The organism is Sulfurimonas sp. (assembly GCF_023229025.1).
GTDB lineage: Bacteria > Campylobacterota > Campylobacteria > Campylobacterales > Sulfurimonadaceae > Sulfurimonas.
In genome coordinates, this window is sequence record NZ_JALOAA010000009.1 from 1 (window position 1) to 15,507 (window position 15,507).

At 36.0% G+C, this 15,507-nt stretch carries 11 protein-coding genes and 1 pseudogene; 1 reads left to right on the top strand and 11 read right to left on the bottom strand.

Annotated elements, in window-relative coordinates; genetic code table 11:
- The 7 genes and pseudogenes from M0Q20_RS03430 to M0Q20_RS03460 form a co-directional block, all read right to left on the bottom strand.
- Positions 1–457: pseudogene (locus M0Q20_RS03430) on the bottom strand (DUF1957 domain-containing protein); the annotation flags it as partial.
- Entirely contained in the window at positions 458–916 is a 459-nt protein-coding gene (locus M0Q20_RS03435) for a DUF4912 domain-containing protein (protein ID WP_295058765.1), read from the bottom strand.
- Positions 913–2,577: an alpha-glucan family phosphorylase gene (gene glgP / locus M0Q20_RS03440; RefSeq protein ID WP_295058766.1), complete on the bottom strand. Its 1,665-nt coding sequence runs from the start codon at positions 2,575–2,577 to the stop codon at positions 913–915. The genes M0Q20_RS03435 and glgP overlap by 4 nt, the downstream gene beginning before the upstream one ends.
- A gap of 2 nt (positions 2,578–2,579) precedes the next feature.
- A complete protein-coding gene (locus M0Q20_RS03445; RefSeq protein WP_295058767.1) occupies positions 2,580–3,356 on the bottom strand; it encodes an ROK family protein in 777 nt (258 codons plus the stop codon).
- Positions 3,353–4,771 (bottom strand): glycogen synthase, encoded by a 1,419-nt coding sequence (locus M0Q20_RS03450; RefSeq protein WP_295058768.1) that lies wholly within the window; start codon positions 4,769–4,771, stop codon positions 3,353–3,355. The genes M0Q20_RS03445 and M0Q20_RS03450 overlap by 4 nt, the downstream gene beginning before the upstream one ends.
- 11 nt (positions 4,772–4,782) lie before the next feature.
- The gene (gene galT, locus M0Q20_RS03455; protein WP_295058769.1) at positions 4,783–7,401 is read right to left on the bottom strand and encodes a galactose-1-phosphate uridylyltransferase; all 2,619 of its coding nucleotides are present in this window, start codon (positions 7,399–7,401) and stop codon (positions 4,783–4,785) included.
- Positions 7,402–9,894 carry a sugar phosphate nucleotidyltransferase gene (locus M0Q20_RS03460; RefSeq protein ID WP_295058770.1) on the bottom strand — a complete coding sequence of 831 codons (2,493 nt, stop codon included), beginning with the start codon at positions 9,892–9,894 and terminating at the stop codon, positions 7,402–7,404.
- Positions 9,895–10,050: 156 nt separating this feature from the next.
- Between M0Q20_RS03460 and M0Q20_RS03465 the strand changes: the two genes are divergently transcribed.
- Positions 10,051–11,973 (top strand): alpha-amylase/4-alpha-glucanotransferase domain-containing protein, encoded by a 1,923-nt coding sequence (locus M0Q20_RS03465; protein ID WP_295058771.1) that lies wholly within the window; start codon positions 10,051–10,053, stop codon positions 11,971–11,973.
- A 14-nt stretch (positions 11,974–11,987) separates the two neighbouring features.
- Here the strand turns inward: M0Q20_RS03465 and M0Q20_RS03470 are convergent, their stop codons facing one another.
- From M0Q20_RS03470 to M0Q20_RS03485, 4 genes are all read right to left on the bottom strand, one after another.
- Positions 11,988–12,782, bottom strand: a complete 795-nt coding sequence (locus M0Q20_RS03470; RefSeq protein WP_295058772.1) for a shikimate dehydrogenase — start codon at positions 12,780–12,782, stop codon at positions 11,988–11,990.
- A 5-nt stretch (positions 12,783–12,787) separates the two neighbouring features.
- On the bottom strand, positions 12,788–14,191 hold the full coding sequence (locus M0Q20_RS03475) for a chorismate-binding protein (protein ID WP_295058773.1): 1,404 nt from the start codon (positions 14,189–14,191) through the stop codon (positions 12,788–12,790).
- Positions 14,192–14,208: 17 nt separating this feature from the next.
- A complete protein-coding gene (locus tag M0Q20_RS03480) occupies positions 14,209–14,868 on the bottom strand; it encodes an SPOR domain-containing protein (protein ID WP_295058774.1) in 660 nt (219 codons plus the stop codon).
- 86 nt (positions 14,869–14,954) lie between these two features.
- On the bottom strand, positions 14,955–15,497 hold the full coding sequence (locus M0Q20_RS03485; protein ID WP_295058775.1) for a DUF1882 domain-containing protein: 543 nt from the start codon (positions 15,495–15,497) through the stop codon (positions 14,955–14,957).
- Positions 15,498–15,507: the final 10 nt, after the last annotated feature.

The following is a 15,507-nucleotide window of genomic DNA, read 5'->3' on the forward strand; positions in this document are numbered from 1 at the left end:
AAAACCCATGTGTTGCACCGCATGTGATAATCTCTAAGCTATCTTTATCATAAAAATATCTGTAGCCGTTTAAGACTTTTTTCTCCAAGAACCCACTAAAAAACTCTTTAGTTTGAGTGAAAAAATCGAGATAAAATTTTGCAACATTGTAATAATCGCTGTTTTTGGTTCTCTCAAGCTCCTTTTCTCCTAGCTCTATAAGAGTTTGAAGATACTTCTCATACTTTTGCATAAGATGTTCATCATCGAGCATCTCTGCTAAAGTTGGAGTTACAGAGACGGTTAGGGCAAACTCTATCTCTTCATCTTCGAGTCTTTTTAGTCTCTGCAAAAGCGGTATATAGCACTCCGTGATAGCCTCAAACAACCAACTCTCTTCTAAAAAGTTCTCATGTTGGGGGTGCTTTACAAACGGTAAATGCGAGTGAAGAATGGGAATCCAATATCCTTTTATCATCTAATTGCCTCCAAGATTAATCGAAGAGTAGATTGAGTTATTGTTTATGCCTTTATCTGATGCTCCTACAATATTTGAGCTCAAAATATACTCAAGCCTCTCGCCGACTTTTAAATATAGTTTTACATATATCGCTTTGTGGCTATTTTTATGGTTTAGATAGTAACTGCCTATGGCAAAATTAGAGCTAAACTCTAAAATCTCTAGATGATTTACATCAAGGAGTTTAAATGAGAGCTCTACATTTTTTAAATCGATGCCGAATTTTTCGAGTCTCTTATCCGTAACCTCCCAATAGACAAAGGAGCTATTTGGATTTATAGGTAGCAGTACAAGTTTATCTTTGTTGTACTTTTTAGGAGGCTCTTTGTGCTCATCTTTTATATCTCTAACATTTGCATTGGAACTTTTGCAAACATGAGACAAACCCTGCGCAATTAACTCATCCGTAAAATTCATCTCAACTCCTTGTGATTATTTTTATCATACATATAGACATAGTACTCATGTGCCATTCTTCCTGAGTCAAAAGCAAACATGGTGTCATCCATCGAGTTTTTCATAATAGTTATCCATTTTTTTCTATCTTTATAGTAGAGAGGAACTACCTCATTAAATAAAATATCCATAAGATTTTTATTGTCTATAGAGTCCTGTACTTCAAACGCCAATGTGTGATCAGTTGGCTTAATTGTGAAGCAGTTTATGCCATGTTTTTCAAACTCAGGGTGCCACCCATCGTATGTTGAGAGATTTATAGCACCGTTCATTCCGGCACTCATACCGCTAGTTCCGCTTGCTTCATTTGTGATTCTAGGCGTATTTAACCAGACATCAGCTCCTTTTTTTAGCATCATGGACAAGTCAAGCTCGTAACCCATTAAAACGGCTATATTTTTAAAGTTGTCACTCATGTGATTTATTTCGTTAAAAGTATCTATAGCACCATAATCAAATGGATAAGGTTTTCCTGCCCAGATAAGTTGAACCGGCATCTCATGACTGTTTACTAGTTTTAAAAACTTTTCAAAATCATACTTTAGTAGTCCGGGGCGTTTGTACTCTGTAAATCTTCTTGCCCAGACAATAGTTAAAACATTTGGGTCAAACATCTTACCTGTTTGGTCTGCAACTTCATCAAAAAGTATCTTTTTTAGATGTTTTTTCCTGGACTCAAGCTCATAATCTTCATACTCATCAAGAGCCTTTAAAAGTCCTTTATCAGCCCAATATCTTCTGTTTTGGGCATTTGTTATGTGGATGATTTCACATCTGTTTTGTACATGTGACCACATTTTGTTTGCTACTTTTGCATGAAGCTTTGATACTCCGTTTGTAATTTTTGATGCTTTTAGAGCACCGACTGTTAGATTAAAAATACCATCTTTGCGCTCCATAAACTGATGAGTCTCCTCTATGGGCAACTCTGCAAAAAATCCCATTTTGTGAAGTAGTTCAAGGCCGTGCTCTTCGTTTCCTGCAGCTTCCGGGGTATGTGTTGTAAAGACTACTTTTTGCCTTAACTCCTCAAGAGTTTTGTATTTTTTATATAACTCAAAAACCGCAGGAAGAGCATGCCCCTCGTTTAGATGATAAATCTCTGGATTGAGATGAAGTGCTTCAAGCACTTTTACTCCTCCATTGCCAAGAACTATCTCTTGTGCTATTCTTGTCTCTTGATTAGTATCGTAGAGTTGATGAGTTATTGTTCTACTTAGATAGTCGTTTTCTTCTATATCTGTTGTAAGCAGTATGACGGGAGCGGTGTTAAATATTTCACTCTCTAGCAAATAGGCTTTTACCTTAACAGTATGGGCGTTAACAGTCACATCAACACTAAGGTTTAAATCTTTGAGAAAGTAATACTTTTTTCTTACAAAATCTACTTTTATATTTCTATCTTTATCTCTAGTTTGATCATAGTATCCATAGCTCCAGAGTATCCCGATGCCTATCATGTTCTGCCCTAAATCGTAAGCACTTCTCATGTGCGAGCCGGCTAAAAAACCAAGTCCTCCACCATAAACTTTAAGTGACTGATGTATTGCAAACTCCATAGAAAAGTATGCTACGCTTGTGCTATATTTTTCATTTATGTTATATGATGTAAATTTTGACATCTCTAATCCTTTGAGAGTATTTTTAAACCTTCTATATTTGCATCGTCAATATCTGAGATAGATATTTTCAACTCACTTCGGATTGTTTTAAAAGAGCTACTTTTGTACTCCTCTTTTAGAAAATCCAAAAGAGATGGATTGTTCTTTACAACACCTCCGCCTAAAACAAAAACGTCCGGATCAAAGAGATTAAGTACAGTGTGAAATGCAAAAGCCAAGCCCTCTAAAAACTCTTTTTTTACATTTTCACTTGCATCATTAAATGTACCATCTTTAAAAACTTTGCCGCTTACACTAAGTTCTAGACAATCATCTCTGCCGCAGCCACATGAAAAACTCTTTTTTTTAAAGGGTATGTGACCTATTTCGCCGGCTATAGAGTCTTTACCGCCTAATACTTTACCATCCACGACAAAAGCACTTCCAAATCCTGTGCCTATATAAAAAAGAGCCATAATTTCTGCATCTTTGTATCTTGAGTGCTCATAAATTGCGGCACAGCTTATATCATTTTTTAATATGACTTCAACACCATAGTTATCGTAAAAATATTGCCCCAAATCAAGGTTTTTTATCTTAATATTTGGAGCTGATAATATTTTGCCATCTTTTACCTGCCCTGCAAAAGAGATAAATATTTTTCTAATATCTTTTTGAAACTCTATCTCGGTCTCTAAAAAGTCAACCAACTCTACACTATCGCTTTTTATGCTAAAGAGTTCGCCCTCATCAAAAGAGTATCTAAAATTTGTCCCACCGTAATCTATGTAGAGATTCATCTGTAAATCCTCATGTACTCTTTAGCGGAACGTTTCCAAGAGTTATCTACGCCCATGTTGTGTTTTGCAAATTTTTGGTACTTTTTTTGGTTTGCATACAAAGAGATAGCCTTTGTGATAGCGTGCATGTACCAAAACAGATTGTACTCTTGAAATGTAATCCCAATCCCGACCTTTTTTGTATGATGCTCTATGTCCGTATAGTCGATTACACTATCTTTAAGTCCTCCTGTCTTAGCTACAATAGGAACTCCTCCATATCTCATGATAATCATCTGATTTAGCCCGCAAGGCTCAAATGTGGAGGGCATAAGCAAAAAATCAGCTGCCGCATAGAGTTTTCTTGCATACCCTTCATCATATCCGACCGTAATGTGAATATTTGGATACTTGTTTGTCAGTTTTGCAAAAACAGAGTTGTAGTAGTTGTCTCCATCTCCTAAAATGGCAATATTTATCTCAAGATCTTTTAAGAGATGCAAGCTTTGTAAAATCATATCTACCCCTTTTTGAGGCGTAAATCTGCCGACAAAGATAAACAGAGGGCGATGCGGCTCAGGTAAATCTAACTCTTTTGAGAGTTTTGTTTTGTTTTTGAGTTTTAAATCGTAACTATGTCTGTCAAAATTTTTATAGATATCTTTATCGGTTTGGGGATTAAATACCTCATAGCTTATGCCGTTTATGATTCCATGGAGTTTATGGTTGTTAGCAATTAGCATCTTATCTAGAGTGTTGCCATAGGAGGGTGTCTGTATCTCTAGTACATAAGTTGGACTTACCGTTGTGATAACATCACTATAAAATATACCGGCTTTTAGGAAGTTTACTTGGTCAAAATACTCAAATCTGTCGCTTTTAAAACTCTCTTCCCAGCTTAATTCCAGTTCATCTATAGCACCTTTGTGAAATATCCCCTGATAGGCGAGGTTATGAATGGTAAAAACTATTTTTTGCCTAAGAGCATATTTTGTTTTTGCTAAGAGTGCGACTAAGGCACTCTGCCAGTCATTTAGATGTATGACATCTATTTTGAGTTTAACTCTTAGCATGGTCTCTATGATAGCGTAAGAAAAAATACCAAATCTTAGATGATTATCGCCAAACTCGCCATCTTTATCATGATACAGGCTGCCTCTATCGCATAAAACTGGATTATATAAAAAAAGCTCATAATCACTATCTGCCCTTTTGTATAGATCAATTTGGTGATTGACTCCGCCTAAGAGAATGTCAAATGAAAAATCGGCGGAGCAGATATCATATCTCTCTCTATCAACAGAAGCGTAAAGGGGCATAATAGTATAAACTTTTGCGCTTGCTCTAAGCTCAGCGGGAAGGCTCTGTGCGACATCGCCAAGTCCTCCGCTTTTTGCGTATGGAAAAATTTCACTTGAAGCAAATAGTATATTCATAAAAAACTCCTTTAAACCTCTCTTAGTTTGCCGGCCGCAATATTTGGCAGGACACTATTTAGATGTATTTTTGAATCTATCTCAAACCCTACGATTCCGCTAAGTCTAGGAAAGATATTTACACAAAACCGATAGTAATCTTTTGAGTTCTCGTTATACCCTTCGTATGGATGATTTTTAAAAACCATGTTAAATGAAAAATAGTCAAGAACATTTTTGTACTTTTTAAAAATTAGCTCCAACGATATCGCAAGATTTAAAAGCGTTTTTTCATCAAACTCCGTCATAGAGGAGTATTTAGCCTTTGCAACAATCTTGACTTCATACGCAAACCTTGAAGCGTACGGCGCATAACAGATAAACGACTCATTTTCAAATATAAGATTTTGCTCATACTGCCTCTCTTCATATGCCAAATCATCTAAGAGTGCTCGTTTGAATCTCTTATGATACTCTTTTTTATACTCTATCTCCTCGGCAGTCTCAGTCGGCAAAAAAGGCATAGCAATAATCTGGGAGTGGCTATGGCTAAGAGAGGCACTGGAGAGTTGTCCATGATTTTTAAAGAATATAGAGTAGGCAAGCCGTGTGTCATATCTTAAACTTGTAATCCTCTCTTTTGATATTTGCAGGTAGTCGATAAACTCTTGTAGTGAGTAGTCAAATATTTCAAGGTCATGTTTTGGTGTCTCTATGATAATTTCATGTGCTCCAAATCCGCTAAATACATCAAAATAGTCATCCTTTTTTCCGATAGGCAATATATCTGTTGATAAGATATTATAGAGATTTGGCACTACTCTTGCTCTCCACTCTTTGCCATCGCCAATCCTTGTAATCTCTTTTGGCGTAAGATGCTCATTTCCTGCGTCAAAAGGACAGACACACTCCTCTAGTGGAATCTCTTTTATAATAAAGTTGTTTGGTCTATCTGCTCTTCTTGGAGCAAAGAGTACCCACCTTTTGGTAAGTTTGCAGTACCTAAACTCCGACTCTCTTGAGGTAAAACCACTTGACTGATGCATAGCACCTTGTGTTGAGAGAATTATCTCATCTTTAGGAACTATGGAGCGTGTTACTATTTGTGGGATATTTAGCCCCATTAGAGTATATATGTTTTGTAAATGAACTCTAAAGAGTTCATCAAAGAGTGGTTTTAGTGTTGTAAAGTGGTCATCGTCATACCACCAAAACCAGTCACTTCCAAGGGCAATAGCGAACTCATTTAAGACTTTTTGATTCGTTTGCTCATCTAAAGAGGTTCTGTTTTTTAGATAAGCCTCTTTTGTAGAGGCAAGAAGCTCCCATGCTCTGTTTTTTTGCGGTTTTCCTATCCAGATATTAAAGTTTGCATCTACCCAGCTGCCGGCTTGTATGTGCTCAAGCGGAAGTTCCTCGAGTTTTAGGTTTATGGCTTCGCTAGGAAGTATAGTCTGTATAAACGAGTCGTTATCTTGCAGTGCTTTATATAGTTGGTCAAAAAACTCTTCGCCATTGTTTGGATAAAACTCCCAAGCATTTTCGCCATCTAAGATAATAGAGACAAGATAGTCTCTGCTACTGTAGGAGTGAATCCTTTTTATTTTATCTAAAAAATCAAGTATAGCAATCTGGGGAGCAATCTTAGAGTACTCAAATCCGATTAAATCACTTATATGTCTGTCTCTAAAAAAAATAAGAGTTTTAAATTTTTCATGACGGTAGAGATTATAGAGCCTCTCTTTAGTGTAGTTTTTTATACTTTTGTATAAAACCTCTTCATCTGTTGCAGTCCAGCTCATGCCATGTTTTGCAACAAGCTCAACTGTCTCCTCACTAATCGAGCCCTCCGATGGCCAGAAGCCATTTGGTTTTGTGCCAAAAGTTTGCTCAAAAAACTCTACCGCTTTTGTGATTTGCACTTCGCTAAACTCTCTAAATGAGTCGCTTGGGATGTTTGGCAGGTTAATGTTGCTGTTTGCATCTTTTGCACTATTTATATCTAGAAGTAGAGGTAAGATAGGATGATAGTAGGGCGAAGTTGAGAGCTCTACTTGACCTTGCAAAAAGAGTTGTTTATAGAGTTTTAAGATATTTGGTAAAAACTTTATAAGCTCATCTATCAACTCTAACTTCTGTATATGCGTAAAATTTGCTCCTTGAGTTATGAGATTTTTTACCGTTGTGTTGTTTTTTTTCAGATAATTTCCACACCAAGAGAGTAAAAAGAGAATTTGGGTATCTTCAATCTCATTTTTGCTAAATGTTTTCATCCCACTTTTTGAGCTTTTAAATTTTTGATTTAACTCTCTATATCTCCAAGAAGAATCAATCATATTTTTTTCATTTGAGAGGAAGAGATACCTGTTTAAAATATCTTTCTCTTCATCACCCAGCGTAGTTGCATCTAGCTTTAAAATCTCTAAAAGCTCGTCATTGGCACTGCCGTCTATATAGTTGTTTATCTGCTCTATGAGAGATGGAACTAGATTAAATGTCGCTTTTATGTTTGGATGTAGACTTAGCATGTAGGGCATGTCGTAGTAGTTTTTTATAGCATGTAAAAAGACCCAAGGCATCTCTGTTTTACCGGATATATCATCTCTGTAGTAGGGTTGATGCATGTGCCAGATAAAATTTAAGTAAACCATCTATTTCTCCATCCATAAATCAATTTTTCTTCTGTATTGGCTAAAGATTTTCTCTGCATTTTTATCATCTTTTGCCTGAATGTAGATATTTAAAAACTCTTGATGGGCATCCGGAACCATTAAAATCCACTCATCTTTACTAACCCATATCTTAACACCATCTTCATGTGAGCTCTTTTTATCTTTAGACTCCTCTAAAAACTTTCTCATCATTTTACCCTTAAGAGCGTTTGGACATGCTATATTTTCGCCTCTGTAGGCAAAGTTTGGCACTGTTTTTATAACAGTGTTAAGAGTTGTTTTGTTTTTTATTAGAAGCTCCAAAAATTTAAAACTTGAAAAAACTGCATCGGTATTTAGGGAAAACTCGCTAAATGCAAAATGTCCATCGGTGTTTGCTATGAGATCATACTCTTTTAACTCCTTTGCTTTTAATCCGCAAACTTTGCTTCTTGTAATCTCAAGATGTTTATAAGTTATAAAATCAGGTGCCCATGCCGGTAGTAAAACTTTTTTAATAGAAGTGCTACTAAAATCGAGCATATTAAGCAGAACTAATAGTGCTATATAATCTTTTACCAGAGTTCCATCTTCGCTTACAAATTGAAGCTTGTGTCCATTTGGATATATCAAAATACCGCAGTCAAACTTTAGTGATTTTACGATTTTACCAACTTCACAGTGTGCTCTTTTGATGACTGATGGCAGTATTTGTAACTGTTTATCATCTCTGTAAGCGTCCAAGAGTATGAACTCTATGTCAAGATTGTTTAAAATATTTGGATAGATATTTGAGGTTGAGCCAAACATTAGATTAGTAACTATTTTGATATCTCTGTTTTTAAATAGATTGGTATCAATTTTTTCTTTAATAGCATTTATGTATCTTGTGTTTGTATCGGCATCTTTGTAAATCTCACCGATTTGAGCGGAATTAACTCTTCTAAAGTTTTCTCTAAAAAATATTCTCTCTATATTTTTTGATAGATTTGTATCTATATAGAAACCTTCATCGGTGTAAAATAGAATTTCAATCTCCTCTTGATTTTTTGCCGATTGCCTAAAATGAACACCGGCGATTATGTTATCTTGAGTTGAGAGATTATATCTCATAACAACAGAGGGTACTATTGATGCATCTACTACATCTATCCCGCTTGAGAGTAGCCCGCTTAAAAAAGCGCGCTTAAGCATTCTTGAGCCCTTATGATAATCTCGGGACATATATACTCTGCTGCCTGCAGGTAAGATAGTACCTAGTGCTTCAGCTAGTTTGATAGAGAGTTCACAGGAGAGCTCTATATTTGCTCTACCCGCAACACTACCGGATGCAAATATCGAAGATTTATACTTATCCATCCAGATAACATTGTTGTTTATTATAGAGTTTTTCTCAATTATCTTATTTGGCCACACCATCACATCTTTTTGAAATGACACATTTCTATAAACGGTACAGTTTTGGGCTATTATGACACCATGTTTTGCTTTTACTCTTTTATCTATTTTCACATCATTGCAAATTATACCGTTGTGTATTTTTGTTTTTGAGCCGACACTGCACTCTTGCCAAAAGATAGTATTACTTAGTTTAACCTCTTGGCCTAGAATAGAGTTTTCACCTAAAACAGAGTTGTGAAGCTTGCTTAAACCCTCTACTTTACTTTTTTTGCCAAGAACTACTAACCCTTTTATACGAACGCTTTTATCTACAGATGCACCTTTTTCAAGGTAAAGAACTCCTTTTGGGTATATTGTCTTTTTACCCTTTATTGGAAGTGCTATTTTGCCCTTAAATATATCTTGATAGACTTCGCGGTAACTATTTGGATTTCCTACATCTCTCCAGTAGCCCTCTATATAGCACCCCCAGAGCGTAATATTGTTTGACATGAGGTTAGGAAATAGGTCTTTTGCAAAATCATAGCTTTCTCCTCTGGGTATAAAATCCAATATTTCTGGTTCAATGATGTATATGCCGGTGTTTATTGTGTCGCTAAAAACTTCACCCCAGCTAGGCTTTTCTAAAAATTTCTCAATTTTACCCTGTTTGTTTGCTATGACTACACCGAACTCTAAAGGGTTTTTCACGGGAGTTAAAGCGATGGTTAGTTTTGATTTTTTTTGTTTGTGAAACTCATATATTTTACTAAATTTAAAATCAGTTACCAAATCCCCGCTGACAACTATAAAGGTCTCATCTAGAAAATCTCTAGCAAAGCCGACAGCACCTGCAGTTCCATAGTCATTATCCGGCAAAAAGTAGGTTATATTCACTCCTAAGCTTTTGCCATCTTTAAAGTGCTCCTTTATAACATCAGGCATAAAGTAGAGCAAAACCGCTATATCTTTTATGCTTAAATCATCTCTAAGTTTTATGATAATATGCTCCATCATAGGAGCATTTAGAATTGGCAACATGGGTTTTGGAATAGTATTTGTAAGAGGCTGGATTCTTGTCCCAAAGCCTCCTGCTAAAACGATCGCTTTCATGATTTAAATCCTTCAAAGTAACAATAGTATCTAGAAAGTGTGAAGCAATTGTGAAATAAACTATATAACCTTATTTAATTTCTTTTATTTATTACCGTCTGTTTGTATTGTAACTAGAATAGGGTAAAATTGCCAAATATAATTAAGGATTATATAATGAAAAAAACAAAACTCCTTTTTGGTGTTCATTCACATCAGCCGGTTGACAACTTTGATGAAGTGCTCTTTGGTGCTATAGCTAAAGCGTATAAGCCTTTTTTTCAAACATTAAAACTCTTTCCTGATTTTAAATGCTCTGTGCATTTTAGCGGTTGGCTACTTGAGTTTATCAAAAAAAATGATAATGAATTTTTTTTGCTTATGCAAAATCTCTCAAATCAGATAGAGTTCTTTAGCGGCGGCTTTTACGAGCCTATCTTAGCCTCTATACCCTCTAGTGACAGAGTAGCTCAAATTAAAAAATTGAATCTTTTTATAGAGAAAAATTTCAATCAAACTCCAACAGGCTTGTGGCTTACCGAGAGAGTTTGGGATGACTCTGTAATCTCTGATTTGTGCGAATGTGGCATAAAATATGTAATTGTCGATGATTATCATCTCATAGCAAACGGCACTACGCAAAATCTTCAAGGATACTATTTTACAGAAAACAATGCTCATAAGATAGCGATATTTCCTATAAGTAAGCCTTTGAGATACTCTATTCCTTTTAAAGATATAGACTTTATACAGAAGCAACTCTCATCAATGGCAACAACAAAAGATGGCAGCAATGGAGCTATTATCTTTGATGATGGCGAGAAGTTTGGTATATGGCCACAAACTTATGAGCTGTGCTATACAAATGGATGGCTAAAGAGTTTTTTTGAACTCTGCACCATAAACACTACGATAGAGACTCAAACCTATAGAGAGTTTTTTGAAGCGAACAAAGCTTTAGGACTTGTCTATCTTCCAACTCTCTCTTATGAGGAGATGGGCGAGTGGTCTGCTCTTGATGAAGAAGAGAGTTTGCGAGGCGGAATATGGAAAAACTTTTTTCTTAAGTACCCACAAAGCAACTGGATACATAAAAGAGCGTTAGAACTCTCAAGAAAACAGATAGATGATGAGAACTATTTAGAATCACTATACAAAGCACAGTGCAATGATGTGTTGTGGCATGGAGTCTTTGGCGGAATTTATCTGCCAAGTCTTAGAGATACGGCATATAGGTATATTATAGAGTGCGAAAATATTTTAAAAAGCAAAGATATAGAGATAGTTGATATAGATTTTGATGGATATGAAGAGTATAAGTTAAGTAGCAGTGAGCTTTTGGTAATAGTTAAGCCAAACTACGGAGCGGGCGTGGTTGAACTTGACTTAAGAGATAAAAAATTCAATCTCCTAAATACTTTAACAAGAAGAGCTGAAAAGTATCACTCTCTTGCACAGAGTGAGCATCCTAAAGAGGATGGTTCCCAGATAAAAACTATTCATGATAATCTTTTTGTAACGCAAGATGATAGGGAGATATATATAGACAGATATCAAAAATACTCCAATCTTGACCATATAAGTGACGGCTCTTTAAATATAGAGAGTTTTAAAACAAATAGATTTTTACAACATGGCACTTTTATCGGCTCGCCGTATGAGAGCATAGATGAAGAGGGGAGTGCTTTTAAGTGTAAGGGTAAGATTTTTGAGACTAAAGCGGAGCTTGTTAAAAGATACAAGCTAGATAAAAACACTCTTTTATGCGATGTTGAGATAAAGAGCAACAGTGAGCAAAATCTACTCTATGCAAATGAGTGGAATCTACACTTTGCTATCTATGATGTGTTAAAAATAAACTCCCTGCCACTAGAAGATGATATGACTCTCCATGTAAAAACTTTGAGTATTTTTGATGCGTATCTGAAAAAAACAGTAAAATTCTCTTTTGAAGAGGAAGTTAAGATTTTTATCTGTAAAAATCACACTGTAAGCCAGAGTGAATCGGGAGTTGACTATACGCTTCAGCACCTCTCTTTAATGTTTATGAAAAATTTTACAAAAGATTTAAAATTTAGTTTTTGTTTGAGTGTGGGGTAGGGGGCTTTGCTGCTTTAAAGCTCAAAGCTTTTTGACATATAGGTTGTGATGTCATCAGTTTTTAACTCATTATTTGTAAAAAGCTCATTTGCTAAAACACCTTGTCCAAGCAGCATATCCGCGCCATCTTTACATCTAATATTTTTACTTTTTGCCAACTTTAAAAATGGTGTTACTTTTCCGTATATTGCGTCTGCTGCAAAAGAGGTGTTCTCTAAGATTTTCTCTATTAACGCTAAAGGAGCCGGCAGTTCCTCATCTTTTAGCCCCGCACTTGTAGTATTTACTACTAAGTCATATTTTTCTATTTTAAAACTATCCCATGTAAAAGAGTCACACCCAATCTCTTTAAAATACTCAAGTCTATTTTGGCTTCTATTTAAAACTCTTACTTTTATACCATCTTCTATAAATCTTGAGGCTAATGCTTTTGCTGTTCCGCCTGCACCGATAATAAGAATATCTCTGATTTTACCAAACTCTTTTATGGCATACATGAAGCCGTCCGCATCAGTGTTATAGCCTATAAGGCGACCGTTTTCATTTATGATAGTGTTTACAACGCCTACGGTTTTTGCAAAACCTCTGACTTCATCACAAGCCTCATACGCTGCCTCTTTATGTGGAACCGTTACATTTGCGCCTTTTAGTTTTAGGGCTAAAAAAGTCTCTTTTAGTTTTGAGCCGTCTGTGAGATGAACTCTTGTATAGCAAGCTTTGTAGTTTAGATTTTTAAATACGCTGTTGTGCATAAGAGGAGAGCGGGAGTGTGTAACGGGGTCACCAAAGATAGCAAAAAGTTTTTTCATACTCTTTAGTCTAAATCTTCTAGCGAGTGTACTAATGCACCGAGTTTGTTCTCTACTTCAAGATACTCAAGTTCATTTTGACTATCGGCTACGATACCCGCACCTGCTTGCAGAACAACTTTGTTCTCTTTTACAAGAGCAGTTCTGATGGTTATAGCACTATCCATATTTCCATCAAATCCAAAGTAGCCTACGCTTCCACTATAAAAACCGCGTTTAAGCCCTTCAAACTCTGCGATTAACTCCATAGCTCTAATCTTTGGAGCCCCTGTCATGGTTCCTGCCGTAAAAGTTGCCATGAAGAGATCAAACATATCTTTATCATCTGCAAGTTTAGCCGTAACATCTGAGACTATATGCATAACATGAGAAAAGCGTTCAATGTGCATCATATCTTCAACTTTTACGCTTCCGGTCTTTGCAACACGGCTGACATCATTTCTGCCCAAATCTATAAGCATGAGATGTTCAGAGAGCTCTTTAGGGTCTGCTAGTAGTTCTTCTTCTAGCTCTTTATCTCTCTCTTTTGTATCTCCTCTTTTGCGAGTTCCTGCGATAGGGCGGAGAAGAAGCTCGCCATTTGTAAGTCTAACCATAACTTCAGGCGAGCTTCCTACAATATTAAAATCTTCATACTCCATCAAAAACATGTAAGGCGATGGATTTTTTGTCCTTAAAATTCTGTAAAAGCTAAACGGGTCAACTTTAATCTGCCTTGTAAAGCGGTTAGTCATAAGAATCTGAAAAACATCTCCGCTTCTTATCATCTCTTTAGAGTCATCAACCATCTTAAAAAATTGCTCTTTTGTATGTGCAAAGCTCCCTTTGTCATCTCCGAGATTTCTCTTCATATGAATATACTCATATGACCCTTTAAGCTCACTCTCAATCATCTCAAATTTTTCGCTCATCTCTTTAAGGGTGCTAATTAAAGTGAGTTGATGATTTTTATGAGAGTAAACAAGGATTATTTTAGGAAGAATAAGATCTAAATCCGGAGTATTAAGCTCATCAGTTAAGCCGTCCATTGTTGCATGGAGCCTCGGTTCAAATACTTTTACCATATCATAACCGACGTAGCCTATAAAACCATCCACATAACCTACCTTAAGCTCTGACGTGGCTTTTTTATAGATTGTAGTATCTATATTGTTATAGTAGTTTTTTAAAAAGGTAAAAGGAGATTCATCTTTAACTGACGGTTTGCCATCTCTATTCGTATATATTGTCTGATTGTTTATATACTGCACTCTTTCTCTAGCACCTATACAGATGAAGCTGTAATTTCCCTCGCTTTGCCCCGCACTCTCAAAAAGATAGGAGATTTCGTCTCTGAAAATTGTCTTTAGTTTTGCATAAACGGCAATAGGAGCAAGTTGATCTTGAATAAATTGTTTAGAGTAAATCAAAAAAAAACCTTATTTGGCTATATTTTAGTTAAAAAAGCACCTGCTTCAACAGAATTTCTGATAGGTATTAACGCTTTTCTTGCTTCTGCTTCACTGTGAAAAGGACCAACTAAAACTTTATTTAATGTTTTGGAATTAACAGTTACTTTATGAAATTTATATTTATAACCCAAGCTTAAAATAGAGTCTAAAAACTTTTTATTTGGTTCATATTTTGCAAAAGAGCCGACTTGAACATAAAATTCGCCGGTAGTTGAAGAAGCAGTTGTTTTTGGTTGTGCGGTAGCTTTCTTTTTAGTTTCTACTGCTTTTGGTGCAGACTGCGGAGTAGCGACAACCTCTTGCTCTACCTCTTTAATGCTCTCCTTTGTGCTCTCTTCTTTTAATTTTTGAGCTATCTCATCTAAGGATCTGTTTTCTTGAGCAGACTCTTGAATAACATCTACATCTTCAAAAAGCGGCTCATCACTTTGAGTAACACTCTGCTTTTGTGGCTCTGGAGGAAGAACAGCTTGTGGCAGATTATCCGTACCGTTTGAAGCTAAAGTGTTCATTAACATAACAACGACTATTAAAATAACACCAAGAGTTGCTACTGCTAAAATAATTTTTTTATTCCCGGCAGATGAGCCACTTTTATTTAAAATAATATCATTTAATTCATTTTTTTCTTCCATCACATCTCCTTCATAATTCTCATTTATAATGATACCCAAAAGTTGTTTATTCTCACTTTTTTATATATGTTTTCTTAAGAGAAGCATTACATATGCTTTGACCATGATGCTCCACGCTCTTTTGCATAAACCTCATAGGGTAGTGTTAGGATGTTGTACTCATCAGGCAGATCAGAAGAGGGAAACATTCGCCACTGTTTTGGCTGCTTTGCGGCTAATTTCATGCTAATTGTTTTTCCAAGCTGTATCGCCTCTTGAAGCGTAGTGTGTCCTTTATGGATATAGACGTGGAGGTGACCTTCTGTTTTTGTTTTGTATGCCGTAAAGTTTATAAAACCCTCTTCACGAAGAAGAAGCTGCGTCTTATGATAAAAACGCTCAGGGTCTCTCCCGTTATAGTCTATTACTATATTTTCGACTCTGTTGCGTTTGTTTATTAGAGAGTGGGCTATAATCTCTTCGCCTTTAATGTGTTGGTTTATGACAGCTTGAGAGAGCGTAGCATCTACTTTTTCAAACTTATTGTAAAAAGTACGCCCCTTAAATAAAATCTTCTCAACTACTTCATCTCTTTTGATCCAGTAGTGGTCTTTTACCATTTTGATAAGATTTAGATCTGATGCTATCATCTCCTACTTC

Bases quoted from the DNA above. Each gene is read 5' to 3' on its own strand.
- galT (WP_295058769.1), bottom strand. From the start codon at position 7,401: ATGGTTTACTTAAATTTTATCTGGCACATGCATCAACCCTACTACAGA.
- M0Q20_RS03460 (WP_295058770.1), bottom strand. From the start codon at position 9,894: ATGAAAGCGATCGTTTTAGCAGGAGGCTTTGGGACAAGAATCCAGCCT.
- M0Q20_RS03445 (WP_295058767.1), bottom strand. From the start codon at position 3,356: ATGAATCTCTACATAGATTACGGTGGGACAAATTTTAGATACTCTTTT.
- M0Q20_RS03435 (WP_295058765.1), bottom strand. From the start codon at position 916: ATGAATTTTACGGATGAGTTAATTGCGCAGGGTTTGTCTCATGTTTGC.
- M0Q20_RS03465 (WP_295058771.1), top strand. From the start codon at position 10,051: ATGAAAAAAACAAAACTCCTTTTTGGTGTTCATTCACATCAGCCGGTT.
- glgP (WP_295058766.1), bottom strand. From the start codon at position 2,577: ATGTCAAAATTTACATCATATAACATAAATGAAAAATATAGCACAAGC.
- M0Q20_RS03480 (WP_295058774.1), bottom strand. From the start codon at position 14,868: ATGGAAGAAAAAAATGAATTAAATGATATTATTTTAAATAAAAGTGGC.
- M0Q20_RS03450 (WP_295058768.1), bottom strand. From the start codon at position 4,771: ATGAATATACTATTTGCTTCAAGTGAAATTTTTCCATACGCAAAAAGC.
- M0Q20_RS03485 (WP_295058775.1), bottom strand. From the start codon at position 15,497: ATGATAGCATCAGATCTAAATCTTATCAAAATGGTAAAAGACCACTAC.
- M0Q20_RS03470 (WP_295058772.1), bottom strand. From the start codon at position 12,782: ATGAAAAAACTTTTTGCTATCTTTGGTGACCCCGTTACACACTCCCGC.